The sequence below is a fragment of the Bradyrhizobium manausense genome (assembly GCF_018131105.1).
GTDB lineage: Bacteria > Pseudomonadota > Alphaproteobacteria > Rhizobiales > Xanthobacteraceae > Bradyrhizobium > Bradyrhizobium manausense_B.
This window is the reverse complement of record NZ_JAFCJI010000001.1, coordinates 4019321-4044968: the sequence shown is the minus strand read 5'-3', so window position 1 is coordinate 4044968 and position 25648 is coordinate 4019321. Positions and strand designations below refer to the sequence as shown.

Below are 25648 nucleotides of genomic sequence, written 5' to 3'. Positions count from 1 at the left end.
AGACATCCGAACATTGGATTCGCTGCCCCTCTCGCCGCGCGGTGCGCGCGCGTGGCGGGCGTGCTTCTCGTCACCGCCGCGATGGTGACCGCAGCGTCGTTTGCGCAGAACGTGCCCGTGCCGAAGCCGGCGCCGAAGGGCCGCGACAATGCCGCGCCCGCGGCAGGACCGTCGATCACGGGCGCAACCCAGGCGCCACCGAATCCGGTCATTCCCGATCCGCGCCGCAACGTGCCGAGCAGCATCTTCCAGACGTTCGATGCGAACCAGAAAGCGCAGGCCGCCAAGGTCAGCGCCTACCTGTCGTCGCTGTCGACGCTGGTCGGCAATTTCGTCCAGGTCGGCCCCGACGGCAGCAAGACGCAGGGCGATTTCTACATCCAGAAGCCGGGCAAGGTCCGCTTCGAATATGATCCGCCGAGCCCGATCGACATCATCGCCGACGGATCCTCGGTGGTGGTGCGCGACCGCAAGCTGGCGACGCAGGACGTCTATCCGCTGTCGCAGACGCCGCTGCGCTTCCTGTTGTCCGACCGCATCGACCTGATGAAGGATACCAACGTCGTCAACGTCACCGCCGACGATCTCTTCATCAGCGTGACCATCGAAGAGAAGCAGGCCCTGGTCGGTACCAGCCGCCTGCTGCTGATGATCGGCGCCAAGGACGGTCAGCTGAAGCAATGGACCGTCACTGACCCGCAGGGCTACGACACCACGGTCGCAGTCTACAATCTCGATGCGAGCAAGAAGCTCGATCCCAACATGTTCAAGATCGACTTCACCAATTACAACATCCCGTCGCCGGGCTAGGTCCAATTCGAAAAGACGGTGGGCACGGCGCTTTGCGCCTTTGCCCACCCTCCGAGAGCTTGCTAAGACGCATTCCTCATGCGTCTTTCCCTGACAACCTGGAACATCAACTCGGTGCGGCTGCGCATCGATCTGGTCGCGAAGTTTCTCAAGAGCGCGCGGCCGGACGTGCTGTGTCTCCAGGAGACCAAGTGCATCGACGACGCGTTTCCGCTGAAGCGCTTCAAGCGGCTCGGCTACGAGCACGTCGCGCTGAACGGGCAGAAGGGCTATCACGGCGTCGCCATCGTCTCGAAGATTCCGTTCGAGTCGACCGACATCCGCACCTTCTGCGACAAGGTGGATTCGCGCCACATCTCGGTTTCGTTCGGCGAGAAAGCCAGCATCGCAAAGCCGCTGGTCGTGCATAATTTCTACGTGCCCGCCGGCGGCGACATCCCCGATCCCGCGTTGAACGAGAAATTCGACCACAAGCTTCGCTTCCTCGACGAGATGAAGGCCTGCGAGCCGCTGCATCCGCGCGGAGAGGACCGCCACATCCTGGTCGGTGACCTCAACGTCGCGCCGCACGAGAACGACGTGTGGTCGCACAAGCAGCTTCTCAAAGTGGTCTCGCACACACCTGTCGAAACCGAGAAGCTGAAGGCCGCGCTCGAAGCCGGCGAATGGGTCGACGTCGCGCGCGACCGCATTCCGATGTCGGAAAAGGTCTACACCTGGTGGAGCTATCGCTCCGCAGACTGGACCGTCGGCGACCGCGGCCGGCGGCTCGACCACATCTGGGTCTCGCGCGCACTGAAGGATGCGGTGCAGGATTTCAGGATTCTGCGCGATGCCCGCAGCTGGGAGCGGCCGTCGGACCATGTGCCTGTCACGGTGACCCTGGACGTTTGACGTCCCTTAGCCAACACCTTCAGCTGGTCAGCTTCGCGCCGGCCATCAAAATATCGCTCGCGATCTGGCTGGAGCGAACAGCGAATTCATCGCGGAGGCGAACCGCCGCGGCGGGGTCACTCTCGAGCACGCGCTGAAACAGGCTGCGCGCGACGCGGATGACGGAGGAATGCTCCAGCGCGACCGCACCGGACGGCCGCTTCATCGGCACCACCAGCGCGAGCTCGCCGATCAGCGTGCCGGGGCCTGCGATCATCTCGGCGCCGGCGCCGTCATCGACGCGAAAGGCGCCGCGCTGGACCACGAAGCCGGCGTCGGCATCGTCACCGAGATTGAACAGGATATCGCCACGGACGAAATCGCGCTGCTCGGAGCCGATCGCCAGCATGCGCAACGAGGCGTCTCCCAACAGGCGCAGTGTCGGGACACGCTCGAGCAGCGCTACGTCATCGTCGATCGACATTCCGGTCCGTGGCTCGTGAAACGCGCTAATTTACGACGAATCGCGCGTTCCTGGAACGTATCACGGCACCAGCTTGTAGCCACCGGCTTCCGTCACCAGGATTTCCGGGTTGGCGGCGTCCTTTTCGATCTTCTGGCGGAGGCGGTAGATGTGGGTTTCCAGCGTGTGGGTGGTGACGCCGGAATTATAGCCCCAGACCTCCTGGAGCAGGGTCTCGCGCGAGACCGGCATCTGGCCGGCACGGTAGAGGAAGCGCAGGATCGCGGTTTCCTTCTCGGTGAGGCGAACCTTGCGGGCATTGGCCGCGGTCAGCATCTTGGAGCCGGGGCGGAACGAGTAGGGGCCGACCGAGAACACAGCGTCTTCGCTCGCCTCGTGCTGGCGAAGCTGGGCGCGGATGCGGGCGAGCAGCACGGCGAAACGGAAGGGCTTTGCGACGTAGTCGTTGGCCCCGGATTCCAGGCCCAAAATCGTGTCGGAATCGGTGTCGTGCCCCGTCAGCATGATGATGGGAGCCTTGAAGCCACCCTTGCGCAGGGAGCGGACCACCTCGCGACCATCGGTGTCGGGGAGGCCGACATCCATCAGGACGAGATCGGGGGCGTTGGCCTTTGCGGCGCTGGCGCCCTTGGCGCCAGTATCGACGGCGGAGGCTTCAAATTCTTCGTGTAGCGATAATTGCTCCACCAACGTATCGCGCAGATCGGTATCGTCATCCACGATCAGGATCTTGCGGGCATTGGCCATAGGGGATCATCCTTTTGGGGTCGACCAGGCGCGCATGCATGCCGCACCCAGCCGTGATGGGATAGTTTAGGGGTCGCTGTTCTTATTGTTGTTCGTGTTGAAGTAGTGGGCTGTTACCGATTCACAAGCCGGAATTACTCTAACCCAGAATAGCAGGGCCGTTTGATGAATGTCCTGTAATGAATTCGACATCGCCCGTTCACATGAAAAACAAAGCTGTGTCAGTTAGTTATACCAAAAATCGCCGCTCCGGACCGCTGTCCGCGATCCGCGTTAAGCCTGCCGCCGGGAATTCGCGCCGGGGCTGGCTGACGGCGGGCAGCCAGACAATTCCGGTGGCGTTGGGACGCGGCGGCATTCTGGCCAACAAGCGCGAAGGCGATGGCGGCACCCCCAGGGGCACTTTTCTCCCCAGGCAATTGTGGTGGCGAGGAGACCGCCACAGCCGCCCCAAGACCTTTCTGCCGACCCGGATCATCACCGGCTCAGACGCCTGGTGCGAGGATCCCGGCGATCGCCACTACAACAAATGGATCCGGCGCGGGGAGGGTGAAGGCGGCGACCGGCTGAAGCGCGCCGACCATCTCTATGACTTCATCATCGAGATCGACCACAACACCAGGCCGCGCACCGCCGGTCGCGGCAGCGCCGTGTTTCTGCATCTGGCACGCGACAATTTCGGCCCGACCGCGGGCTGCGTCTCGATGACCAAGGCGGCGATGCTACATCTGCTGCGGCAGATAGGACCAAGAACAAAAATCATCATCGGGTGAGGACACATGCTCGACAAGGATCAGATCGCCGCCGCTTCGCGCGTCCTCGTTCAACATTGGCGCGACGGCAACAAGTTCGACGCGCTCGAGACGCAGTTGCGACCGCAGGACCGCGCTGATGGTTACGCCGTGCAGGCCGTGCTCGAAAACCAGTCGCTCGGAAAACTGTTTGGCTGGAAGATTGCGGCAACGAGCGAAGCCGGACAGAAGCATATCAATGTCGCGGGACCGCTTGCCGGCCGCATCATGAGCGATACCGTCATCGCAGACGGCGGCACCGCGTCGATGAAGGGCAACGCGATGCGCGTCGGCGAGCCGGAATTCTGCTTCCGCATGGGACGCGATCTGGCGCCGCGACCAACGCCCTTCGGCGTCGACGAGGTGCTGGCCGCCGTCGACAGCTTGCACCCCGCGATCGAAATTCCGGATTCCCGCTTCACCGATTTCGCCCGCGCCGGCGAAGCGCAACTCATCGCCGATAACGCCTGCGCGCATCTGTTCGTGCTGGGTGCCGCAACATCAGCCAATTGGCGCGCGATGGATCTCGTCGAGGAGCGGCCGCAGATCACGCTGCGCGGCGAGCGCTATCTCGGTCACGGCAAGAACGTGCTGGGCGATCCCCTGATGGCACTGACCTGGCTCGCCAACGAGCTGCGTGGCCTCGGCATCACCCTGCGGGCAGGGGAGGTGGTAACGACAGGCACCTGCCATCCGCCGCTGCCGATCCAGGCCGGCGATCATTTCGCTGTGGATTTTGGTGTGTTGGGGAAGGTGTCGGTGAGGTTTGCGTAGGCGGCCTCACATGCGCTGTCGTCCCGGACAAGCGAAGCGCAGATCCGGGACCCATAACCCAGGGAGACGTTTGGCGAAGATCAGGGGTTACCAGGCGCTCGTCGGTACTAAGACCACCGATCATCGAGAGATCACGCGGTATGGGTCCCGGCCTGCGCCGGGACGACAAGACTACCGGTGCCCGAAGATCGCACTTCCCACGCGCACATGCGTGGCGCCCAGCATGATGGCGGTCGCATAGTCCGCGCTCATGCCCATCGACAGGTTCTTTAGTCCGTTGCGCGCGGCGATCTTGGCAGTCAGCGCGAAATGTGCGGCCGGCGGTTCGTCCACCGGCGGGATGCACATCAGGCCGGAGATCGTCAGACCATAGGTGTCGCGGCAGCTCTTGAGGAAGGCGTCGGCCTCGTCAGGCGCGACGCCAGCCTTCTGCGGTTCCTCGCCGACATTGATCTGGACGAAGAGTTGCGGGTGCTTGTTCTGGGATTCGATTTCTTTGGCTAACGCCTGACAAATGCTCGGACGGTCGACCGAATGGATGGCATCGAACAGCGCGACGGCCTCTTTCGCCTTGTTGGATTGCAGCGGCCCGATCAGGTGCAGCGCGACGTCAGGGTAATCGGACGTTAACGCCGGCCACTTGCCTTTGGCCTCCTGCACGCGATTCTCGCCGAACACGCGCTGTCCGGCGCCGATTATCGGGATAATTGCATCCGCCGCGAAAGTCTTGGACACCGCGATCAACGTGACGGAGGCGCGATCGCGCCGCGCATCCTTGCAGGCGCGTGCAATCTCCGCTTCGACCGCGGCAAGCGCATTTGGTGAATCGCCGGTTACCGGCGCGGCATTGGCTTCTGTCATGACGTCGATCGATTGCAGGAGTAACGGAGGTAGTTCCATTTTTACCGAGTTCAAGAAAGAGTTTTTGAACCCTTCGCTTTACCTTGCCCGCGGGGTGGGCAGCGAAGATGGCAAACGTCAGTTTCAACCGCAAGCGAGCAAAACTCAAGCAGGCCCTCGGCATCAGGGCCCGGCTTGCATTGCTCGCGGTGATTCTGGTCGCGCCCTTGATGCTCGAGCGCATTCGCTCGCTCGAAGATACCCGCACCAAGCAGATTGCACAGGCCGCCGCCGAGTTCACCACCGTCGCACGGCACAGCGCCGACGCGCAGCGCGAGGTGATTTCGTCGGTCGAGACCATTCTGAAATCGGAAGCCTTCATCCGCGCCTCCGCCGGTGGCGTCAGCAAGAGTTGCGACGTGCTGCGCGCCAGCCTGCCGACGAGCCTGCCCTGGATCCGCACGCTCCTGATCGCCGGCCAGGACGGCCGCATCCAGTGCGCGACCAACAACATGTATGTCGGCCTCGACCTTTCCGATCGGCCGTATTTCCAGCAGGCGCAGGAGACCGGCCGCTTCGTGCTGTCCGACTTCATCCTGTCGCGGCCGGTACAGTCGCCGACCGTCATGGCGGTCTATCCGGTCTCCGCGTTCAGCGGGGTCCCTGACGCGGTCGTGCTCGCAACCGTCAACCTCGACTGGATGTCGAAGGTGATGAACAATCTGGGCGGCCGCGCCGGTATCACGGCGGTGCTGGTCGACAGCGCTGGCACCGTGCTGGCGGCGCCCGCCGACCAGCGCAGCGCGGTCGGTCGTCCGCTCGACAACATGCCGCTGATGTCGGCGATCGCCGACATGGCCTTGCGCTCCGATCAGGATGAAGGCTCGCTGTCCTTTCTCGCCGCCGACGGATCGCGCCGCGCGGTCAGCTTCATACGCATCGCCGGCACCAATGCCCGCCTGATCGCCAGCATCGACGAGGACAAGGTGTCCGCGGCCGTGAGCCGCGACATCCGCACCGCCTATCTCCAGCTCGCTTTCGTCGTGATGTTCGTGCTGCTCGGCGCGCTGATCGCCGCTGAAAAGCTCGTGATCAAGCCGATCGAAATGCTCGCTGATATGGCCAAACGTCTCGGGGAGGGCGATCTGTCGGCCCGCGCTGCGCGCAACCGGCTGCCGTCCGAATTCGTGCCGCTGGCACGCGCCTTCAACGCGATGGCCGCCCAGCTCAGCCAGCGCGAACGCGAGCTGATTGCATCCAACGACCGGCTGACGGTAATGGCGTCGATCGACATGCTGTCGGGTCTCGCCAACCGCCGCGGCTTCCAGAGCCGGCTCGACTTCGAATGGATGCGCGCGCAGCAATATGGCAGCGAGCTCGCGCTGCTGATGATCGACGTCGACCATTTCAAGCTGTTCAACGACACCTACGGCCATCTCGAAGGCGATTCCTGCCTGACCCGGCTCGGCGAATCGCTGTCCGGCATCGCCGCAGACACGATGGGCTTTGCGGCGCGCTATGGCGGCGAGGAATTCTGCCTGCTGCTGCCGAACACCGACGTGATGCGGGCCGTCGAGATCGGCGAGCAGGTGCGCGCGGCCGTGCTGAAACTCTGCCTGCCGCACATCACATCGGCCCACATGGTGGTCACGGTGTCGATTGGCGTCGCTGCGGCGCGGCCGAACGAGGCGTTGCGCCCGGGCGATCTGATCGAAGCCGCCGACGCCGCGCTCTACGCCGCCAAGCATCGCGGCCGCAACAATGTCGTCGAGCACGGCGTGCAAACGATCGAGAGCGGCACCGCTGATATGAAGATGGCGGCCAGCGCCTAGCTTGTTGTTGACGCGTTTTCTTTATGCGAACCGGTGTCCGCTTCGCTCGGAAACGCTAACCCGCAGCCTCGGCGCGATCGAGCTCGCTTTCGGTCACCACGCGATTGCGGCCACCGCCCTTGGCGAGATAGAGCGCGCGATCGCAGCGCTCGATCAGATCGGCCGTGCTTTCACCCGGTCGATACTGCGCCACGCCAATTGATACCGTGATGTTCGGCAACGCCTCGCCGGTCGAACGGCGCGTGATGGTGCACTCTCCGATCGCGCGCCTGATACGCTCGGCCGTCTCGATGCAGGCGGCAAGATCGGCATCCGGCAGCACCGCGATCAGCTCCTCGCCACCGTAGCGTGCCGGCAGATCCTGCGGACGCACCTTTTCGCGCAGCACCCTGGCCATCAGGCGCAGCACCTGGTCGCCGACACCGTGGCCGAAATTGTCGTTGAAGGTCTTGAAGTGATCGATGTCGAGCAGGAGCACGCTGAGCGGCTCGCCCCAATCCGCCGTCGTCTGCGCCTTGCGCAGGAATTCATCCAGCGCCCGCCGGTTCGCCAGCCCGGTCAGCGTGTCGGTCCGGGCGCGCTCCTCGGATTTGGAGAGCGAATCCCTGATAACGTCGAGCTCGCGGGTCTTTTCGGCAAATCCGGCCTCGAGCCGCGTCGTTCGCGAAGCGGCCCGCGCCAGCTCGTTCATGAGCTGGGCGACCAGCGCCTTCGGATCGACGCCGGCCTGGCCCTGGTCGGCCACCTGGCTGATGACCTGCATCTGGGAACGGTTGTCGGCGATTGCAGTGACCAGGAACTCCTTCGCCGCCCCCATCAGGATACGAAGCCTCTCGGACGTATCGACCACGACGGCACTCACATGGGGCGCGATATAGGTCTCGAACAGGTCGCGATTGGTCCTGCTGTCGAAGGGACGATTGTGGTCGATCAGGAGATCGATGGCGTTGCGCAAATCGTCATGGCCGCCGGCGTAATATTGATACCAAACCGCGAAATTGGTCGGCGTCGCCGGAATCCGCTGTTCGGCCATGCTCCGCATCGCCCGTCCGGCGAGGGACGCGGCATAGTCGTAATCGGGATCGTCGAAACTGGATACCATCGCCTGGCGCAAGTGCTGTTGGCGGCCAAATTCGCACCGACCCCTTAATCCGATCCCAATAGCCTCATCCGTACTTCTGCGGAGCAGCATTGCGGGGCGTCGCAGGGAGCGGCAACCCATTGACCCCCCGAGGACTTCTATGGCCTAGTCCGGCCTCTTCAGGCCGCCGAAACCACGAAAACGCAAACGATTCCATGACCTCCGAACGCTACAACGCCCGCGACGCCGAACCGCGCTGGCAACGCCAATGGGACGAACAGGCGATCTTCGTCTCGAAGAACGATGATTCGCGGCCGAAATATTATGTGCTGGAGATGTTCCCGTACCCGTCGGGGCGCATCCATATCGGCCATGTCCGCAACTACACCCTCGGCGACGTGCTGGCCCGCTTCATGCGCGCCAAGGGGTTCAACGTGCTGCATCCGATGGGCTGGGATGCCTTCGGCCTGCCGGCCGAGAACGCCGCCATCGAGCGCAAGGTCGCGCCGAAAGCCTGGACCTACGACAACATCGCAGCGATGAAGAAGCAGCTCCGCTCGATCGGGCTGTCGCTGGATTGGAGCCGCGAATTCGCGACCTGCGACCCCAGCTACTACAAGCATCAGCAGAAGATGTTCCTGGACATGCTCGCCGCGGGCCTCGCCGAGCGTGAGAAGCGCAAGCTGAACTGGGATCCGGTCGACATGACCGTGCTCGCCAACGAGCAGGTGATTGACGGCCGCGGCTGGCGCTCTGGTGCTGTTGTCGAGCAGCGCGAGATGAGCCAGTGGGTCTTCAAGATCACGAAGTACTCGCAGGAATTGCTGTCCGCGCTGGATGGGCTCGATCGCTGGCCCGACAAGGTGCGGCTGATGCAGCGCAACTGGATCGGCCGCTCGGAAGGTCTGCTGGTCCGCTTCGCGCTGGATCAGGCGACCACGCCCGCCGGCGAAAGCGAGCTGAAGATTTTCACCACGCGTCCCGACACGTTGTTCGGCGCGAAGTTCATGGCGATCTCGGCGGATCATCCGCTGGCGCAGGCTGCCGCCGCGAAGAACCCGAAGCTTGCGGAGTTCATCGCCGACATCAAGAAGATCGGCACCGCGCAGTCGATCATCGACACCGCGGAGAAGCAGGGTTTCGACACCGGCATCCGCGCGGTGCATCCGTTCGATCCGAGCTGGAAGCTGCCGGTCTATGTCGCCAACTTCGTGCTGATGGAATACGGCACGGGCGCGATCTTCGGCTGCCCCGCGCACGACCAGCGCGACCTCGACTTCGTCAACAAGTACAAGCTCGGCAACACGCCGGTGGTGTGTCCCGAGGGCCAGGACCCGAAGACGTTCGTCATCACCGACACCGCCTATGACGGTGACGGCCGCATGATCAATTCGCGCTTCCTCGACGGCATGACCATCGAGCAGGCCAAGGACGAAGTCGCAAAACGTCTCGAAGCCGAGCTGCGCGGCAATGCGCCGGTCGGCGAGCGCCAGGTCAATTTCCGCCTGCGCGACTGGGGCATTTCGCGCCAGCGCTATTGGGGCTGCCCGATTCCCGTCATCCACTGTCCGAAATGCGACGTGGTGCCGGTGCCGGATGCCGACCTGCCGGTGGTGCTGCCGGAGGATGTGAGCTTCGACAAGCCGGGCAACGCGCTCGACCATCACCCGACCTGGAAGCACGTTACGTGCCCCAAGTGCGGCGGCAAGGCGCAGCGCGAAACAGACACCATGGACACCTTCGTGGATTCGTCCTGGTATTTTGCGCGCTTCACCGATCCCTGGAACGAGAACGCGCCGACGACGCCCGCGGTCGCCAACCGGATGCTGCCGGTCGACCAATATATCGGCGGCGTCGAGCACGCGATCCTGCATCTGCTCTACAGTCGCTTCTTCACACGCGCGATGAAGGCGACCGGGCACCTCGCACTGGACGAGCCGTTCGCCGGCATGTTCACGCAGGGCATGGTGGTGCACGAGACCTATCAGAAGGCCGACGGCACCTGGGTGCAGCCTGCCGAGGTGAAGGTCGAAGGCGCCGCCAACGACCGGCACGCGACGCTGCTCGCCACAGGCGAGGACATCACGATCGGTCCGATCGAGAAGATGTCGAAGTCAAAGAAGAACACCGTCGACCCCGACGACATCATCGCGACCTATGGTGCCGACGTCGCCCGCTGGTTCATGCTGTCCGACTCTCCGCCCGACCGCGACGTGATCTGGAGCGACGAACGCGTCCAGGGAGCCTCGCGCTTCGTGCAGCGGCTGTGGCGGCTGGTGAACGATGCCGTGGAACTCGGCAAGGCTGCCCCCGCGGCCCGTCCGGCCTCGTTTGGCGACGATGCGATGGCCTTGCGCAAGGCCGCGCATGGCGCGCTCGACAAGGTCACATCAGGCGTCGAGCGGCTGCACTTCAACGTCTGCCTCGCCCATATCCGCGAATTCACCAATACGTTTTCGGAGGTACTCCAGCGTCCCAGCCAGCCTGCCGCTGATTTGGCATGGGCGATCCGGGAGGCCAGCCAGATCCTGGTCCAGCTGTTCTCCCCGATGATGCCCCATCTGGCCGAGGAGTGCTGGCAGGTTCTGGGCCAACCCGGGCTGGTTTCCGAGGCTAATTGGCCCCAAATCGAACGCGATCTGCTGGTTGAAGACAGTGTGACCCTGGTCGTCCAGGTCAACGGCAAGAAGCGGGGTGAGGTCACGGTTGCAACAGCGGCCCAGAATCCGGAAATCGAGGCTGCCGCTTTGGCCCTCGATGCTGTAAAGCTGGCCCTGGACGGCAAGCCCGTCCGCAAGGTGATCATCGTCCCCAAGAGGATCGTGAATGTTGTCGGCTAGGATCCGCATCGCAGCCCGCCTGCTCGCGGTCGCCGCTTTGGCGGCGACGACGGCCGGCTGCTTCCAGCCGATGTATGCCGAGCATACCGACGGCACCCCCGGCTTGCGTGAAAAGTTGATGGGGGTCGAGCTTCCTCCGATCGCCAAAGCCAACGCCTCGCGCGAAGCCCGCGTCGGCGTCGAGGTCCGCAACGCCCTCGCCTTCAAGCTTTACGGCTCGGCGACGGGCATGCCGCCGACCCACCGGCTGGATATCCGTTTCAACTCCAGCAAGACGTCCCTGATCGTCGATCCCAATACCGGCCTGCCGAACACCGAAAACTACGGCATCGACTGCCAGTACAATCTGATCGAGGTCGCGACCGGCAAGTCGGTGATGACCGGCACCACGTTCTCGCGCGTGTCCTATGACCTGCCCGGCTCCTACCAGCGCTTCGCCCGCAACCGCGCGGTGCGTGATGCCGAGGATCGTGCCGCCAACGAGATCGCCGAGAACATCAACACCCGGCTCGCCGCCTTCTTCACCGCCGGCACCTGACGTCATCTGTCAATACGGGTGCCTTAGGGGCGCCTCCGGAATCTCGATCCATTTGGGCCCGATGGTCGCGCTGCGCGGAAAAGAGATCGACGCCTTCCTCGCCCGCCCCGATGCGGGCCGTCCGATCATCCTGCTCTATGGTCCCGATGCCGGCCTCGTGCGCGAACGCGCCGACGCGCTGATCGCATCAGCCGTCGACGACCCCAACGATCCCTTCTCGCTTGTCAAACTCGACGGCGACGAGCTCTCCGCCGAACCCTCGCGCCTGGTCGACGAAGCCATGACCGTGCCGCTGTTCGGCGGCCGCCGCGCCATTCGCGTCCGCGCCGGCTCGCGCAGCTTTGCCAGCGGAGTCGACACGCTGTCGGAAATGTCGGTGAAGGATTGCCGCATCGTGATCGAGGCCGGTGAGCTGCGCCCCGAATCGCCGCTGCGCAAGGCCTGCGAGAAAGCCAAGACGGCGGTGGCAATCGGCTGCTATCCCGACACCGAGCGCGACTTGGCAAAGCTGATGGAGGACGAGCTCCGCATCGCGAACTTACGCATCGCGCAGGATGCCCGCGCGGCGCTGATGTCGTTCCTCGGCGGCGATCGCCAGGCCTCGCGCAACGAGCTCCGCAAGCTGACGCTCTATGCCCATGGCAAAGGCGAGATCACGCTGGATGACGTGATGTCCGTCGTTGCCGATGCATCCGAGCTGAAGCTCGATCCGATCGTCGACGGTGCCTTCGCCGGCCGGCCCGACATCGTCGAGACGGAATTCGCAAAAGCCATGATCGCCGGCACCTATCCCGGCGTGATCATCTCGGCCGCGCAGCGCCAGGCGGCGTGGCTGCACAAATCCGCGCTCGCGATCGCCGACGGCACACCGGCCTCCGCCGTACTCGAAGGCGGATATCCGCGGCTGCATTTTTCACGAAAGCCCGCGGTCGAAACCGCGCTGCGCAATTTCAGCGTAGCCAAGCTTGCCGCTGTCATCGAGCAGCTCGCCACCGCCGCGCTCGACACCCGCAAGCAATCGACGCTGGCCGCCGCCATCGCCCAGCGCACGCTGATGGCCATCGCCGCGAACGCGAAGCGGAGGGGGTAAGCCTACGCTCTCTCCACGTCATTGCGAGGAGCGCAAGCGACGAAGCAATCCAGACTGTCTCCGCGGAAACATTCTGGATTGCTTCGCTGCGCTCGCAATAACGCGTGGATAGAGCCGGCCTTCGCCAGGACAACGCAGGCTACAGCGCGCCCTTCGCCAGCCGCTTCATCACCTCATCGAGTTGATCAAGGTTGCGGTAGTTGATCTGGACCGAGCCGCCGGGATCACGGTGATTGACGGTGACCTTGAGCCCGAGCGCATCGCTGACGCGCTTCTCGAGATCGATCGTGTCGGGGTCCTTCTCCTTGGCCCCGGTCGCGCGCGCCTTTTGCGGCTTGCGCTCCGGGACGCCCTCTTCGTGCGCCAGCGCTTCGGCCTGGCGGACGTTGAGGCCCTCGGCGACGATGCGCTTGGCGGCGGCCAGCGGATCGGGCACGCCGATCAGCGCGCGGGCGTGACCAGCCGTCAGCTCACCTCCGGTGATCAGGGCCTGAACCTCGGTCGGCAGCTTGGTTAGCCGCATCATGTTGGCGATGTGGCTGCGGCTCTTGCCGACGACCTTCGCAATGTCGTCCTGGCTGCGCTTGAACTCGTTGGCAAGCGCGTGATAGCCGAGCGCCTCTTCCATCGGGTTGAGGTCTTCGCGCTGCACGTTCTCCACGATCGCGAATTCCAGCGCATCGCTGTCGCTGATGTCGACCGGCACGATCGGCACTTCATGCAGGCCGGCCATTTGCGAGGCGCGCCAGCGCCGCTCGCCGGCGATGATCTCGAAGCGATCCTGCGCACCCTTCACGGGGCGCACCACGATCGGTTGGATCACACCATGCTGCTTGATCGACTCGGAGAGCTCCTTGAGCTCGGTGTCCGAAAAGGTCCGGCGCGGGTTGCGCGGATTGGGCTTGATGAATTCGATCGGCACCTTGCGTTGCGCACGCGGACGGTCGACGTGCTGGGCCTCGCCGCCGACATCACCGATCAGACTTGCAAGACCCCGGCCCAGTCGCGAACGCGCTTCATCGGCCATCGCCAGCTCCCTTGGATTCACGGTGCAGCACTCCAGAACTGAATTGTCGTAACTTGTAGGATGGATAGAGCGAAGCGAGACCCATCACCGTCGATGCGTTCAGTGATGGGTTTCGCTGCGCTCTACCCATCCTACGGATCGGCGCTAATGCGTGACGCGCAGCTCGCGCTCGCGCTGGATCACTTCGGTCGCGAGCCGCAGATATGCTTCGCTGCCGACGCATTTGAGATCGTAGACCAGGACCGGCTTGCCGTAGGACGGCGCTTCCGAGATGCGCACGTTGCGCGGGATCATGGTCTTGTAGACCTTCTCGCCCATGAACTGGCGGACATCGGCGACGACCTGGTTGGAGAGGTTGTTGCGCGAGTCGAACATGGTCAGCACGATGCCGTGGATCGACAGGTTCGGATTGAGCGTCGAGCGCACCTGCTCCACTGTCTGCAGCAATTGCGACAGACCTTCGAGCGCGAAGAACTCGCACTGCAGCGGCACCAGGATCGCGTCCGATGCGGCCATCGCATTGACCGTGAGCAGGTTCAGCGAGGGCGGGCAGTCGATCAGCACATAGGTGTAGTCGCCCTCCGGCGAGACGTTGTTGTTGAGCGCGCCGATCGCATCGCGCAGCTTGAAGGCGCGGCCGGCCGTGGTGCCGAGTTCGAGCTCGAGACCGGAGAGATCCATGGTCGACGGCGCGATATGCAGCCGCGGCACCGCGGTCGAGACAACGGCCTCGCGCAGTGGGGCTTCACCGATCAGCACGTCATAGGTCGAACAGGAGCGGTTGCGGCGATCGATGCCGAGGCCCGTCGAGGCGTTGCCCTGCGGATCGAGGTCGACGATCAAGACGCGCTCGCCAATCGCAGCGAGTGCCGTTCCGAGGTTGATCGCTGTGGTTGTTTTTCCCACGCCGCCCTTCTGATTCGCCAGCGCCAGGATGCGCGGGTGACCATGCGGGACTTGATCGGTCTCTTGGGCGGTCTGGTCTTGCTGCGGCTCGTCAATCACGGTCATCGTAATTCCTCAACTCAGCCCCTGAGCGCCTCACCCGCGCCGTTCAACCGAAATCAACTCGACGATCCAGCCATCGCCCGTCCGGCTTTGGTGGAGCTGCGGCTGAATACTCCAATATTTAGCGGCTTCGGTCAATTCAGCCTCTACATCTTGACCCTTGAGAAACAGCGCCTTTGCGCCCTGGCGCATCAGCGGCTCCGCAAAGCCGATGAGTTGATGTAGCGGAGCCAGCGCACGCGCGGTGACGCAATCGACGGGGCCGGTGATTCTATCCACATTATCCCCGATCTCAGCGAGATGTACGACTCCCGGAGATGTGGTGACGCGGATCGCCTCGCGCAAAAACGCTGCCTTCTTGGCGATTCGCTCGACGAGGTGGACGCTGGCATCAGGCGTCCCCGCCATGGCACAGGCCAGCACGACTCCGGGAAAGCCACCACCGCTGCCGAGGTCGGCCCAGCGTTTTGCTGACGGCGCCAGATCGACGAGCTGAAGCGAGTCGGCGATGTGCCGGGTCCAGAGGCTTGGCAGGGTCGAGGGCGCGACCAGATTGGTCTTGGCCTGCCACTCCCGCAGCAGCGCAATGTAGCGATCGAGGCGTGCCTCCGTTTCCTGTGAAACGGGCGCAAGCTTCAAAGCGGCGCGCTTGTCCGCCGCGATCATGGAATCGAGGGCCTGATCGTTGGCGCTGGACTTGTCGATCTTCGGCTTGGCCGGCGCCGGGTTGGGTTGACGAGCAGCGCCCTCACCTGCTCCGGGTCGTCGGGATAGCGGTCTGTCCCCGCCCGGTCCGCGCTGTTTCACGTGAAACGCCTATGCGATTGCTTTGGAAGTCTTCCGTGCCTCACGACGGAGATAGGCCGCGAGGATGCCGAGCGCCGCCGGAGTCATGCCGTCGATCCGGCCGGCCTGGCCGACCGTGAACGGCCGTGCCTTCTCCAGCTTGGCGCGGACCTCGTTGGAGAGGCCTGGGACCTGGCTGTAGTCGACTTCGGACAGCACCATACCCTCGTCGCGCCGGAAGGCTTCGACGTCGGCGCTCTGGCGCTCCAGATAGACGTCGTACTTGGCGTCGATCTCGAGATGGGTCGCGATCACAGGGTCGATCGCGGCCAGTTCAGGCCAGATCGTGCGGACCTGGCTCCAGCCGATGTCAGGATAAGCCATCAGCTCGAAGGCTGACCGGCGCTGGCCATCGCGATTCAGCGATAGCCCGTGTTTGATCGCCTCGTTCGGGGTAATGGTCAGGGACTTCGAGAGTGTCCGGGCAGCGTTTAGGGCATCCATCTTTGTGCGATGGTGCCGGATCCGCGCACTGCCGACGCAGCCGAGTGCGATACCCTTCTCGGTCAGGCGTTGATCGGCATTGTCCGCCCGCAGCGTCAGCCGGTACTCGGCCCTGGAAGTGAACATCCGATAGGGCTCGCTGATGCCGCGGGTGACGAGGTCGTCGATCATGACGCCGAGATAGCCGTCGGCACGATCAAACACCGTCAGCGCGGAACCGCTCGCGGAGAGAGCTGCATTCAGGCCGGCCACGATGCCCTGCCCGGCGGCCTCTTCGTATCCGGTGGTGCCGTTGATCTGCCCTGCCAGGAACAGACCACGCAGACGCTTGGTCTGGAGGGTCGGATCGAGCTCGCGGGGGTCGATATGGTCGTATTCGATGGCGTAGCCCGGACGAACCATCTTCACCCGCTCCAGTCCGGGGATGGTGGCAAGGATCGCGAGCTGGACCTCCTCCGGGAGCGAGGTCGAGATGCCGTTGGGATAGACCGTGCTGTCGTCGAGACCTTCCGGCTCAAGGAAGATCTGATGGCCATCGCGGTCGCCGAAGCGGACGATCTTGTCCTCGATCGAGGGACAATAGCGGGGACCGGAGCTCTTGATCTGGCCGGAATACATCGGGGAGCGATGGACGTTGGCCCGGATCACCTCATGGGTCGCCGACGTGGTCCGGGTGATGCCGCACTGGATCTGCGGTGTCGTGATCCGCTCGGTCATGACCGAGAACGGCTCCGGCGGTTCGTCCCCCGGCTGCATCTCGACCGCAGACCAGTCGATCGTAGACCCATCCAGACGCGGCGGCGTACCGGTCTTGAGCCGTCCCAGGGTGAAGCCGGCACGCTCGAAGGAGGCCGAAAGACCCATCGCGGGGGCTTCGCCGACCCGGCCGGCGGGCCAGTTCTGCTCACCGAGATGAATCAGACCACGCAGGAAGGTGCCGGTGGTGACGACAATGGCCCCTGCCCGAAGCACCCGACCATCGGCCAGGCGCAGTCCGGTGACCCGGCCATCGACCACCGTCAGCTCATCGGCTTCGCCTTCGATGACGGAAAGACTCTCAGTCGCAGTGATTGCCGCCTGCATGGCGGCTGCATAGAGCTTGCGGTCGGCCTGGGCCCGGGGGCCACGCACAGCGGGACCCTTCCGGCGGTTCAGGACACGAAACTGGATACCGCCGGCATCGCCGACCCGGCCCATGAGACCATCGAGAGCGTCGACTTCGCGGACCAGATGACCCTTGCCGAGACCACCGATGGCGGGATTGCAGGACATGGCGCCGACAGTGGAGAAACGATGCGTCACCAGGGCGGTCGTCGCGCCCATCCGGGCAGCGGCAGCCGCGGCTTCACAGCCGGCGTGGCCGCCGCCAATGACGATGACGTCGAAATTCTCTCGCTCTGGTCGCATGCGCGGACTTCTAGCTCAGAGGCGGGGAAGCCGGAAGTGGAAACTGGGTGGGGCGGGTGTTTCACGTGAAACGCAGGCACGGATGCGGCCGTGCCGTTTCGTGAAAACAACCCCATGCACAGTAGGAAGAATGTAGGGGTGTTTAGTGTTTCACGTGAAACGGAAAGATCGAGCGGCAACAGGCGTGAAGGCCGCTGCCGGGATCTCGCTGCTCCCTCCGTCAGTGCGAGCGGAGCGAAGCAATCCAGACTCTTTCCGCGGTAGCGATCTGGATTGTTTCGTCGCAAGAGGTCCTCGCAATACGGGGGATGGACCCGACCGAACAGCTGGCTCTGCCCAAAACAGCGGGCTAGCCGGGGTGTTTCACGTGAAACGCAAATAGTGGAACAAGCGCTAGTTCTACAATGAAGAACTAGCGCTACTTTCCGATGCAGAATTTCTGGAAAATGGCCCCAAGGACGTCCTCGACGTCCACCCGGCCCAACAGCCGACCCAGGGCATAGGCCGCGGCGCGCAGCTCTTCAGCGGCAAGCTCTTCGCCCTCTTCTACAAGCTCCAGACTCCGGCGCAAGCTGACCGAAGCCCGAGCCAGCAGATCGCGCTGACGGGCCCGGGTCACCAATGCGCCCTCGGTCGTTCCAAAGAAGTCGGCCGCGAATTTCACGAGAGCCTCGACCAGCTCAGGAATGCCATCGCCCCGTCTCGCCGAGATTCCGAATTCGTTACTCGGACCGGCCGCGGCAGTGCCAAGGTCGATCTTGTTGCGGACGGTCCAGACAGAACGGCCAGGGCGATCGCCGGATCTCATCGCGTCCGGATCAGCGGCTCGTTCTCCGTCCGTCAGCCACAGCACGAGGTCGGCGTCCTCCGCGCGCGCCCTCGCCCGGCGCACGCCTTCCTGCTCGACGGGATCGTCGGTCTCGCGGATGCCCGCGGTGTCGATGACGGTGACGGGATAGCCGTCGAGGTCAAGCTGCACCTCGATCACGTCACGCGTGGTGCCGGCGTGCGGCGAGACGATCGCGACCTCGCGCCGGGCGAGCTGATTCATCAGTGTCGATTTGCCGACGTTCGGCTCGCCCGCGATCGCGACCACCAAGCCGTCCCGCAGGCGTTCAGAATGTCCCTGTGCCGCAAGCACTTTTTCGATTTCGTCGTGCAGCGCCATGATCGCCTTGACAGCCGGCGCCCTCAATTCCGCGGGCACATCGCCTTCGTCGGAAAAATCGATGCCAGCCTCGATCAGCGCCGAGGCCTCGATGATGCGCTCGCGCCAGTCACGCGCGCGATCGCCGAGCAGGCCTTGCAACTGTCGCAACGCCTGGCGGCGCTGCCGCTCGGTGTCGGCGTGGATGAGATCGTCGAGGCCTTCGGCTTCGGTCAGATCGAGCTTGCCGTTCTCGAAAGCGCGCCGGGTGAACTCGCCAGGCTCGGCTGCACGTGTATTCGGAATTTTAGAAATTGCGGCGAAGAGTCCGGCCAGCACCGCGCGGCCGCCATGGACGTGAAACTCGGCGACGTCCTCACCGGTCGCACTGCCCGGCCCTGGAAACCACAGGACGACGGCATCATCGATCGGCTGTCCCGCGCCGTCATGGAGCAGCCGGCGGTTGGCTTGCCGCGCCGTCGGCTGCTTTCCCGCCAGTGTCGTCACCACCAGGCCCGCTTGCGGACCCGAGACGCGTACAATGGCGATCGCACTCGGTGGACGGCCTGACGACAGCGCAAAGATGGTCTGGTCTCGCGGGTGCATGGCCTATTTGTCCGCCTGGCGGGGAAAAGGCAAACGGCTCGTTCTAGGGTGCCAGCGACCTGCTTTGCTGCGTCTCAATCCGCAGCATCGACGATATTGCATCGCAAAATAAGCCGCAGCATTTTGCTGCATAATCCTGATCCCAGACCGTGTGAGCTACAGAGAAATCAAGTATTACTTAGATATATCAATGGACTATTCGAATATCAGCTCCGATGGCACGTCCGCCGGCATGCTGCACTTTCCCGCAGCAAAGGCGCACAAAAGAAAAAGGGCGCCCGAAGGCGCCCTCAAAACTCTTGCTGCACCCTCGATCAGGTGTTCATGGAATCGAAGAACTCCGAATTGCTCTTGGTCGAGCGCAGCTTGTCGAGCAGGAAGTCGATCGCGTCCATCGTACCCATCGGGTTCAGGATGCGGCGGAGCACGTACATCTTCTTCAGCACCTGATTGTCGGTGATGAGTTCCTCCTTGCGGGTGCCGGAGCGCGAGATGTCGATGGCCGGGAAGGTGCGCTTGTCCGAGACCTTGCGGTCGAGGATGAGTTCCGAGTTACCGGTGCCCTTGAACTCTTCGAAGATGACTTCGTCCATGCGGCTGCCGGTATCGACCAACGCGGTCGCGATGATGGTCAGCGAGCCGCCCTCCTCGATGTTTCGGGCGGCACCGAAGAAGCGCTTCGGGCGCTGCAACGCGTTGGCGTCGACACCGCCGGTCAGCACCTTGCCGGATGACGGCACCACGGTGTTGTAGGCGCGACCCAGACGCGTGATCGAATCGAGCAGGATGACGACGTCGCGGCCATGCTCGACCAGACGTTTTGCCTTCTCGATCACCATCTCGGCGACCTGGACGTGGCGCACCGCCGGCTCGTCGAAGGTCGACGACACGACCTCGCCCTTCACCGAGCGCTGCATGTCCGTGACTTCTTCCGGACGTTCGTCGATCAGCAGCACGATCAGATAGCATTCCGGATGATTGTGCGTGATCGAGTGTGCGATGTTCTGCATCAGCACGGTTTTACCCGTGCGCGGCGGCGCGACGATCAGCGCGCGCTGGCCCTTGCCGATCGGCGCGACGATGTCGATCACACGCGCAGACAGGTCTTTCCGCGTCGGATCGTCGATTTCCATGCGGAAACGCTGATTCGGAAACAACGGCGTGAGGTTGTCGAAATTGACCTTGTGCTTGGCCTTTTCCGGGTCCTCGAAATTGAGCGTGTTGACCTTCAGCAGCGCAAAATAACGTTCGCCCTCTTTCGGGCTGCGAATGTGGCCTTCGATGGTGTCGCCGGTGCGCAAGCCGAAACGGCGGATCTGCGAGGGCGAAACATAGATATCGTCCGGGCCCGGCAGATAGTTTGCGTCGGGCGAACGGAGGAAGCCGAAGCCGTCGGAGAGCACCTCGACGACGCCCTCGCCGACGATGTCGGTCTCGGCGAGCGCGAGCTGCTTGAGGATGGCGAACAGCAGCTCCTGCTTGCGCATGGTGCTGGCATTCTCGACCCCATTCTCTTCCGCGAACGAGACGAGCTCGGCCGGCGTCTTCGACTTGAGGTCCTGAAGTTTAATTTCCCGCATTGGGGTGGTCCTGTGGGGTAACCTGGAGAGGGGGTGCGAGGAGGCTCTGAAATGCGGACGTGAGAAGGTAAGGTCCGCAGGTCTGGCAAGGTTAAGTGCCGGTGGGGGCTTCAAACCTGATGCGGTGTCCGGCCTCTGGAAAGCTCAGACACAACCACATCCGCCTGCGTTAGGGTGGGATGTCGATAATATAGAAAATCGCTTCCCACTCCGCAAGCCGAAGCGCTGAGCGATCGTTCACGTTTCTTGCCTGGAATTTTTGCCTAGAACGGCTTCACGATCACCATGATGACGATGATGATCATCAGGACGGTCGGTACCTCGTTGATAATCCGGAAGAATTTCTGGCTGTGGGGACGCCGGTCGGCAGCGAAGTCCTTGAGCCAGCGGGACAAAAAGCCGTGGACCGCGGACATCGCCAGGACCATTGCCAGTTTTACGTGCAGCCAGCCGAATGTGAACCAGTGGCCGGCCCAGGCGAGGTAAAGCCCGGCGAGCCAGGTGACGATCATGGCCGGGTTTATGATCGCCTTGAGCAGGCGGCGTTCCATGACCTTGAAGGTTTCGGACTGTTTCGACCCGATCTCGGCCTCGCAGTGATAAACGAACAGCCGCGGCAGATAGAGCATGCCGGCCATCCAGGCGATGACCGCGATCACGTGCAGCGCCTTGATCCAGAGATAGACGTCTTCAAACATGTCCGGGCATCCGATTTTGCACCCAGCCATCAGGCGGTCTGGGGATAGTAAGAACTCGTTAAGGTCTCACCTGCACACATATCCGTCCGTAGTGCCTTCCTCAAATCTAGAATCTTAGATTCTTAAGGTTTGAGTCTGAGTGACCGTGGATTGGACTCACGCAACGCCGTCCGCGCGTTGACGCGCGCTTGTTCACATCCATCAACATATCCCGAATGATCTGCGCCTCCTCGGATAAGCCCGGCCGCTTCAAAGGCTTGCGCCTATCTGTCGGCAGCTTATCAAAGGGGTTGTCCGCGCAATCCCGCTTCCCTCGCGACAGGGCGCCGGACTTGTTCTGATGGGCAGTGGTGTGAAGAAAATCGGCACTTATCCCGCCCCAGGCGTCGCACATCCCTTTCCGAGAGGTTAAGCTCCACAGAAATCCACAAACCGTCCCAACGAAATTCAAAGAGTTTTTGTGCCGACCTCGAACAATTATTTTCACCTGCACCTCGTCTCCGACTCCACGGGTGAGACCCTGATTACGGTCGCGCGCGCCGTCGCCGCGCAATATGCCAACGTCACGCCGGTCGAGCATGTCTATCCGCTGGTGCGCAGCCAGAAGCAGCTCGACCGCGTGCTCGACGAGATCGAGGAAGCGCCTGGCATCGTGCTGTTCACGCTGCTGGAGAAGGACCTGGTTTCCAGGCTCGAGGACAAGTGCAAGGCGATCAATGTTCCGAGCCTGTCGATCATCGGCCCGGTCATGCAAATGTTCGAAGCCTATCTCGGTGCAGCGACCACGGGCCGCGTCGGCGCACAGCACGTCCTCAACGCGGAATATTTCAAACGCATCGACGCGTTGAATTACACGATGATCCACGACGATGGTCAGCACGTCGAAGGGCTCGAGGACGCCGATGTCGTCCTGGTCGGTGTGTCCCGTACCTCGAAGACGCCAACGTCGATCTATCTCGCTAACCGCGGTATTCGTACCGCCAACGTGCCGCTGGTTCCTGGCATTCCCGTGCCGGCGCAATTGGAGACGCTGACCCGGCCTCTGGTGGTGAGCCTGCATGCGACGCCGGAACGTCTGATCCAGATTCGTCAGAATCGCCTGCTTTCCATGGGTGCCGAATCCGGCAGCGACACCTATACCGACAGGCAGTCGGTCACCGAAGAGGTCGCGTTTGCGCGCAAGCTGAGCGCCAAGCACGACTGGCCGCTGCTCGACGTGACGCGGCGCTCGATCGAGGAAACCGCGGCGGCGATCATGAAGCTCTACAGCGATCGCCAGCGCAATCGGCCCTCGGAATAGTTTTCGAACATGGATCTGTGGCGTGGCAAAACTCCGTTGATCCTGGCCTCGCAGAGCGGCGCGCGAAAAATGCTGCTGGCGAATGCCGGGCTCGAATTTGAAACAGAGACTGCTGACATCGACGAACGCGGCATTCAGGCCGCGTCGAAACTTTCAAACCCACGCGAGATCGGCCTGCTGCTGGCGCGGGAAAAGGCCAAGGCGGTTTCTGCCAATCGTCCTGGAAGCTATGTGATCGGCGCCGACCAGACGCTGGCTCTCGGCGACCGTCTGTTCAACAAGCCCGCCGGTCGTGCACAGGCGTTGGCGCAGTTGCACGATCTTGCAGGCAGCACTCACGAGCTGAACTCTGCCGTCGCCGTGGCGCATGACGGCAAGATTGTCTTCGAGGATGTCTCGATCGCGCGCATGACGATGCGGCCGATGTCCGAGGCCGAGCTTTCAGCCTATCTCGATGCCGCCGGCGACGCCGTCACCACAAGCGTCGGCGCCTATCAGCTCGAAGGCCTCGGCATCCATCTGTTCGAGCGCATCGAGGGCGACCATTTCACCGTTCTCGGTCTGCCGCTCTTGCCGCTGCTTGCATTTCTGCGACGCGAGCGGCTAGTTGCGGTGTAACTGACAGGGACTGGTTTACGCTGATGCGGATTCTCGGACTGACCGGCTCGATCGGAATGGGTAAATCCACCACCGCGAAACTGTTCGCGGAGGCCGGTGTTCCCGTCTACGACGCGGACGCTGCCGTCCATCAGCTCTATGAAGGCGAGGCCGCGCCGGCGATCGAAGCCGCCTTCCCCGGCACCACTGGCGACGGCAAGGTCGATCGTCCAAAGCTGTCCGCGCGCGTGGTGCACGATCCCGCCGCCATCAAGCAGCTCGAGCAGATCGTCCATCCCATGCTCGGCGCCTCCCGGCAGAAATTCTTTGCTGATGCGGAAGCGGCCAAGGCACCGGTCGTGGTTCTCGACATCCCGCTGCTGTTCGAAACCGGTGGCGAGAAACGCGTCGATGCCATTGTCGTGGTCTCGACCTCTCCGGAATTGCAGCGCGAGCGCGTGCTGTCGCGTGGAACCATGGATGAGGCCAAGCTCGACGCCATCATTGCGAAGCAGATGCCCGACGCCGAAAAGCGCAAGCGGGCCGATTTCGTCGTGGATACCTCGCACGGACTCGAGCCGGTGCGCGCGCAAATCACCCATATCCTGGCCGAGGTCGTTAAGATGCCGCAGCGGCGGACCTGATTCGCCGCCTCAAACGGCGTCCTAGATCTCTCAGAAACATGCGTGAAATCGTTCTCGATACCGAAACCACCGGCCTCGATCCCCTGCGCGGCGATCGTCTGGTCGAAATCGGCTGCGTCGAGATCTTCAACCGTATGCCGACGGGACAGACCTATCACGTCTATATCAATCCTGAACGGGACATGCCGGCGGAAGCCTTCGCGGTGCATGGACTGTCGGCCGAGTTTCTCTCGACCAAGCCGCTGTTCCACGAGGTGGTCGACGCGTTTCTGGAGTTCATCGGCGATGCGCCGCTGGTGATCCACAACGCCTCGTTCGACATCAGCTTCATCAATGCCGAGCTCGACCGGATCAAGCGTGCCGCAATCCCGCGGGAGCGGCTGGTTGACACGCTGCTGCTGGCGCGGCGCAAGCATCCCGGCGTGTCGAACCGGCTTGACGATCTCTGCTCGCGCTATTCGATCGACAATTCACACCGCACCAAGCACGGGGCACTGCTCGACTCCGAGCTCCTGGCAGAGGTTTATGTCGATCTGGTCGGAGCGCGGCAATCGCAGCTCCTGCTGGCGTCGGAAGCTCAGGAGATTCACGTCAAAGCCGGTGGGGATGCACCACGGCGGCAACGGCCTGTTCCGCTTGTGCCGCGGGTGTCAGACGCCGAGCGCGAGGCCCATCGGGCTTTCATCGCAACGATGGGCGACAAGGCGATCTGGAACGAGTACTTCCCCGCTCCAGCCGCTCTTCCTGCCGGCTAGCCTGGCCTATCAGGCCTGGCCGGTCTGACCCTGGGCGGCCATCTGCCGCTCCATGTTCTGGCGATAGAGACCGACGAAGTCGACCGGGTCCAGCATCAGCGGCGGGAACCCGCCGTCACGCACGGCGGTCGCAATGATCTCGCGAGCGAACGGGAACAGCAGGCGCGGGCACTCGATCATGACCAGCGGATGCAGGTTCTCCTGCGGCACGTTGGTGATGCGGAACACACCGGCATAAGCGAGTTCGAACGAGAACATCACCTTGCCCGCGGTCTCGGCCTTGCCTTCGACCGACAGCGTCACCTCAAACTCGCTTTCGCTGAGATTGTTGGCGTTGACGTTGATCTGGATGTTGATCTGGGGCGGCTGGCTCTGCGGTTGGAGCGAGCCCGGTGCGTTCGGATTTTCGAACGAGAGGTCCTTGGTATATTGCGCCAGCACGTTGAGCTGGGGAGCCTGGGCCGCCTCGGGAGGGGTGCCGTTACCGTTGGTCATCGAAGTGTCTCCTTACCCGATTGGGGCTGAATTTCGCGGCGGTTGGCTACCATAGGGGCGCCTCATTCCACAAGGACGAACGGCCCCGGCGGGTCGATCCGGCCCACGCTGACAACTGCGACGTTTCACCCGCCCCGGATACCATATTGCACGTTAAACGCTTGAAGATGCGCGATTTCCGCCCAGGATCGGGTTTCCCCTTAAGCATAAAACGCGCTACACTTCCCGCTGTGCCAAAAGGCGCCATTGGCCGGGCCAAATTTCGTGCCTACATCCGGCGGACGTGACGCGCCGGCCTAAAATGGTGATGTCATCTTGCCGTTCGGGTATGGAACGGTCTACTGGCCGGATTGATTTTCCCGGCAGCGACCCCAAGAAGACCAGAAAGCGGTAC

24 protein-coding genes are annotated in these 25648 nt (G+C 63.1%); 12 read left to right on the top strand and 12 right to left on the bottom strand.

Going from position 1 to position 25648, the window contains the following annotated elements:
* Window positions 1–51: 51 nt before the first annotated feature.
* Window positions 52–810 carry an outer membrane lipoprotein carrier protein LolA gene (locus JQ631_RS19290; RefSeq protein ID WP_212328240.1) on the top strand — a complete coding sequence of 253 codons (759 nt, stop codon included), beginning with the start codon at window positions 52–54 and terminating at the stop codon, window positions 808–810.
* Between the two features lie 78 nt (window positions 811–888).
* Window positions 889–1704 carry an exodeoxyribonuclease III gene (xth, locus tag JQ631_RS19285; protein ID WP_212328239.1) on the top strand — a complete coding sequence of 272 codons (816 nt, stop codon included), beginning with the start codon at window positions 889–891 and terminating at the stop codon, window positions 1702–1704.
* Between the two features lie 19 nt (window positions 1705–1723).
* On the opposite strand, the gene JQ631_RS19280 is transcribed toward xth, so the two are convergent.
* Together JQ631_RS19280 and JQ631_RS19275 are read right to left on the bottom strand one after the other, a co-directional pair.
* Window positions 1724–2167, bottom strand: coding sequence for a cyclic nucleotide-binding domain-containing protein (locus JQ631_RS19280; RefSeq protein ID WP_212328238.1), 444 nt, complete (start codon window positions 2165–2167; stop codon window positions 1724–1726).
* Between the two features lie 60 nt (window positions 2168–2227).
* Complete coding sequence (locus JQ631_RS19275) at window positions 2228–2914, bottom strand: response regulator transcription factor (protein WP_007598630.1); 687 nt, start codon at window positions 2912–2914, stop codon at window positions 2228–2230.
* Window positions 2915–3093: 179 nt separating this feature from the next.
* Here JQ631_RS19275 and JQ631_RS19270 point away from each other — a divergent pair, with 179 nt between their 5' ends.
* Both JQ631_RS19270 and JQ631_RS19265 read left to right on the top strand, forming a co-directional pair.
* Complete coding sequence (locus JQ631_RS19270) at window positions 3094–3687, top strand: L,D-transpeptidase family protein (protein ID WP_433995511.1); 594 nt, start codon at window positions 3094–3096, stop codon at window positions 3685–3687.
* A gap of 6 nt (window positions 3688–3693) precedes the next feature.
* Window positions 3694–4479, top strand: coding sequence for a 2-keto-4-pentenoate hydratase (locus JQ631_RS19265; protein WP_212328237.1), 786 nt, complete (start codon window positions 3694–3696; stop codon window positions 4477–4479).
* A gap of 171 nt (window positions 4480–4650) precedes the next feature.
* Here the strand turns inward: JQ631_RS19265 and JQ631_RS19260 are convergent, their stop codons facing one another.
* A complete protein-coding gene (locus JQ631_RS19260) occupies window positions 4651–5340 on the bottom strand; it encodes a YggS family pyridoxal phosphate-dependent enzyme (RefSeq protein WP_212328236.1) in 690 nt (229 codons plus the stop codon).
* A 107-nt stretch (window positions 5341–5447) separates the two neighbouring features.
* Here JQ631_RS19260 and JQ631_RS19255 point away from each other — a divergent pair, with 107 nt between their 5' ends.
* Window positions 5448–7151 (top strand): sensor domain-containing diguanylate cyclase, encoded by a 1704-nt coding sequence (locus tag JQ631_RS19255; RefSeq protein ID WP_212328235.1) that lies wholly within the window; start codon window positions 5448–5450, stop codon window positions 7149–7151.
* A 55-nt stretch (window positions 7152–7206) separates the two neighbouring features.
* On the opposite strand, the gene JQ631_RS19250 is transcribed toward JQ631_RS19255, so the two are convergent.
* A complete protein-coding gene (locus tag JQ631_RS19250; protein WP_249160770.1) occupies window positions 7207–8184 on the bottom strand; it encodes a GGDEF domain-containing protein in 978 nt (325 codons plus the stop codon).
* Window positions 8185–8447: 263 nt separating this feature from the next.
* Here JQ631_RS19250 and leuS point away from each other — a divergent pair, with 263 nt between their 5' ends.
* From leuS to holA, 3 genes are all read left to right on the top strand, one after another.
* Complete coding sequence (gene leuS / locus JQ631_RS19245; RefSeq protein WP_212328233.1) at window positions 8448–11072, top strand: leucine--tRNA ligase; 2625 nt, start codon at window positions 8448–8450, stop codon at window positions 11070–11072.
* Entirely contained in the window at window positions 11059–11610 is a 552-nt protein-coding gene (gene lptE, locus JQ631_RS19240) for an LPS assembly lipoprotein LptE (RefSeq protein WP_212328232.1), read from the top strand. The genes leuS and lptE overlap by 14 nt, the downstream gene beginning before the upstream one ends.
* A gap of 61 nt (window positions 11611–11671) precedes the next feature.
* The gene (gene holA, locus JQ631_RS19235; RefSeq protein ID WP_212328654.1) at window positions 11672–12700 is read left to right on the top strand and encodes a DNA polymerase III subunit delta; all 1029 of its coding nucleotides are present in this window, start codon (window positions 11672–11674) and stop codon (window positions 12698–12700) included.
* A gap of 139 nt (window positions 12701–12839) precedes the next feature.
* Here holA and JQ631_RS19230 read toward each other — a convergent pair whose 3' ends face one another.
* The 7 genes from JQ631_RS19230 to hemJ form a co-directional block, all read right to left on the bottom strand.
* Window positions 12840–13727 carry a ParB/RepB/Spo0J family partition protein gene (locus JQ631_RS19230; RefSeq protein WP_212328231.1) on the bottom strand — a complete coding sequence of 296 codons (888 nt, stop codon included), beginning with the start codon at window positions 13725–13727 and terminating at the stop codon, window positions 12840–12842.
* 144 nt (window positions 13728–13871) lie between these two features.
* Complete coding sequence (locus JQ631_RS19225; RefSeq protein ID WP_212328230.1) at window positions 13872–14738, bottom strand: ParA family protein; 867 nt, start codon at window positions 14736–14738, stop codon at window positions 13872–13874.
* A 30-nt stretch (window positions 14739–14768) separates the two neighbouring features.
* A complete protein-coding gene (gene rsmG / locus JQ631_RS19220; protein ID WP_212328653.1) occupies window positions 14769–15401 on the bottom strand; it encodes a 16S rRNA (guanine(527)-N(7))-methyltransferase RsmG in 633 nt (210 codons plus the stop codon).
* 150 nt (window positions 15402–15551) lie between these two features.
* Entirely contained in the window at window positions 15552–17432 is a 1881-nt protein-coding gene (gene mnmG / locus JQ631_RS19215; RefSeq protein ID WP_212328229.1) for a tRNA uridine-5-carboxymethylaminomethyl(34) synthesis enzyme MnmG, read from the bottom strand.
* Window positions 17433–17850: 418 nt separating this feature from the next.
* A complete protein-coding gene (mnmE, locus tag JQ631_RS19210; RefSeq protein ID WP_212328228.1) occupies window positions 17851–19185 on the bottom strand; it encodes a tRNA uridine-5-carboxymethylaminomethyl(34) synthesis GTPase MnmE in 1335 nt (444 codons plus the stop codon).
* Between the two features lie 314 nt (window positions 19186–19499).
* On the bottom strand, window positions 19500–20765 hold the full coding sequence (gene rho, locus JQ631_RS19205) for a transcription termination factor Rho (RefSeq protein WP_027535007.1): 1266 nt from the start codon (window positions 20763–20765) through the stop codon (window positions 19500–19502).
* A gap of 263 nt (window positions 20766–21028) precedes the next feature.
* The gene (hemJ, locus tag JQ631_RS19200; RefSeq protein WP_212328227.1) at window positions 21029–21463 is read right to left on the bottom strand and encodes a protoporphyrinogen oxidase HemJ; all 435 of its coding nucleotides are present in this window, start codon (window positions 21461–21463) and stop codon (window positions 21029–21031) included.
* A gap of 460 nt (window positions 21464–21923) precedes the next feature.
* Between hemJ and JQ631_RS19195 the strand changes: the two genes are divergently transcribed.
* From JQ631_RS19195 to dnaQ, 4 genes are read left to right on the top strand one after another with little or no spacing between them, the layout of a single operon-like run.
* Window positions 21924–22763, top strand: coding sequence for a pyruvate, water dikinase regulatory protein (locus JQ631_RS19195; RefSeq protein ID WP_212328226.1), 840 nt, complete (start codon window positions 21924–21926; stop codon window positions 22761–22763).
* Window positions 22764–22772: 9 nt separating this feature from the next.
* Window positions 22773–23381, top strand: a complete 609-nt coding sequence (locus JQ631_RS19190) for a Maf family protein (RefSeq protein ID WP_212328225.1) — start codon at window positions 22773–22775, stop codon at window positions 23379–23381.
* Between the two features lie 23 nt (window positions 23382–23404).
* Complete coding sequence (gene coaE / locus JQ631_RS19185; protein ID WP_212328224.1) at window positions 23405–24004, top strand: dephospho-CoA kinase; 600 nt, start codon at window positions 23405–23407, stop codon at window positions 24002–24004.
* Window positions 24004–24759 (top strand): DNA polymerase III subunit epsilon, encoded by a 756-nt coding sequence (gene dnaQ, locus JQ631_RS19180; RefSeq protein ID WP_349645006.1) that lies wholly within the window; start codon window positions 24004–24006, stop codon window positions 24757–24759. Before coaE ends, dnaQ begins: the two co-directional genes overlap by 1 nt.
* A gap of 9 nt (window positions 24760–24768) precedes the next feature.
* Here dnaQ and secB read toward each other — a convergent pair whose 3' ends face one another.
* A complete protein-coding gene (gene secB / locus JQ631_RS19175) occupies window positions 24769–25254 on the bottom strand; it encodes a protein-export chaperone SecB (RefSeq protein ID WP_212328222.1) in 486 nt (161 codons plus the stop codon).
* Window positions 25255–25648 lie beyond the last annotated feature (394 nt).

What these genes read in the sequence shown, in the direction of transcription:
- xth (WP_212328239.1), top strand. Translation starts at nt 889, where the DNA reads ATGCGTCTTTCCCTGACAACCTGGAACATCAACTCGGTGCGGCTGCGC.
- JQ631_RS19280 (WP_212328238.1), bottom strand. Translation starts at nt 2,167, where the DNA reads ATGTCGATCGACGATGACGTAGCGCTGCTCGAGCGTGTCCCGACACTG.
- JQ631_RS19275 (WP_007598630.1), bottom strand. Translation starts at nt 2,914, where the DNA reads ATGGCCAATGCCCGCAAGATCCTGATCGTGGATGACGATACCGATCTG.
- JQ631_RS19270 (WP_433995511.1), top strand. Translation starts at nt 3,094, where the DNA reads ATGAATTCGACATCGCCCGTTCACATGAAAAACAAAGCTGTGTCAGTT.
- JQ631_RS19265 (WP_212328237.1), top strand. Translation starts at nt 3,694, where the DNA reads ATGCTCGACAAGGATCAGATCGCCGCCGCTTCGCGCGTCCTCGTTCAA.
- JQ631_RS19260 (WP_212328236.1), bottom strand. Translation starts at nt 5,340, where the DNA reads ATGACAGAAGCCAATGCCGCGCCGGTAACCGGCGATTCACCAAATGCG.
- JQ631_RS19255 (WP_212328235.1), top strand. Translation starts at nt 5,448, where the DNA reads ATGGCAAACGTCAGTTTCAACCGCAAGCGAGCAAAACTCAAGCAGGCC.
- JQ631_RS19250 (WP_249160770.1), bottom strand. Translation starts at nt 8,184, where the DNA reads ATGGCCGAACAGCGGATTCCGGCGACGCCGACCAATTTCGCGGTTTGG.
- leuS (WP_212328233.1), top strand. Translation starts at nt 8,448, where the DNA reads ATGACCTCCGAACGCTACAACGCCCGCGACGCCGAACCGCGCTGGCAA.
- lptE (WP_212328232.1), top strand. Translation starts at nt 11,059, where the DNA reads ATGTTGTCGGCTAGGATCCGCATCGCAGCCCGCCTGCTCGCGGTCGCC.
- holA (WP_212328654.1), top strand. Translation starts at nt 11,672, where the DNA reads ATGGTCGCGCTGCGCGGAAAAGAGATCGACGCCTTCCTCGCCCGCCCC.
- JQ631_RS19230 (WP_212328231.1), bottom strand. Translation starts at nt 13,727, where the DNA reads ATGGCCGATGAAGCGCGTTCGCGACTGGGCCGGGGTCTTGCAAGTCTG.
- JQ631_RS19225 (WP_212328230.1), bottom strand. Translation starts at nt 14,738, where the DNA reads ATGACCGTGATTGACGAGCCGCAGCAAGACCAGACCGCCCAAGAGACC.
- rsmG (WP_212328653.1), bottom strand. Translation starts at nt 15,401, where the DNA reads ATGATCGCGGCGGACAAGCGCGCCGCTTTGAAGCTTGCGCCCGTTTCA.
- mnmG (WP_212328229.1), bottom strand. Translation starts at nt 17,432, where the DNA reads ATGCGACCAGAGCGAGAGAATTTCGACGTCATCGTCATTGGCGGCGGC.
- mnmE (WP_212328228.1), bottom strand. Translation starts at nt 19,185, where the DNA reads ATGCACCCGCGAGACCAGACCATCTTTGCGCTGTCGTCAGGCCGTCCA.
- rho (WP_027535007.1), bottom strand. Translation starts at nt 20,765, where the DNA reads ATGCGGGAAATTAAACTTCAGGACCTCAAGTCGAAGACGCCGGCCGAG.
- hemJ (WP_212328227.1), bottom strand. Translation starts at nt 21,463, where the DNA reads ATGTTTGAAGACGTCTATCTCTGGATCAAGGCGCTGCACGTGATCGCG.
- JQ631_RS19190 (WP_212328225.1), top strand. Translation starts at nt 22,773, where the DNA reads ATGGATCTGTGGCGTGGCAAAACTCCGTTGATCCTGGCCTCGCAGAGC.
- coaE (WP_212328224.1), top strand. Translation starts at nt 23,405, where the DNA reads ATGCGGATTCTCGGACTGACCGGCTCGATCGGAATGGGTAAATCCACC.
- secB (WP_212328222.1), bottom strand. Translation starts at nt 25,254, where the DNA reads ATGACCAACGGTAACGGCACCCCTCCCGAGGCGGCCCAGGCTCCCCAG.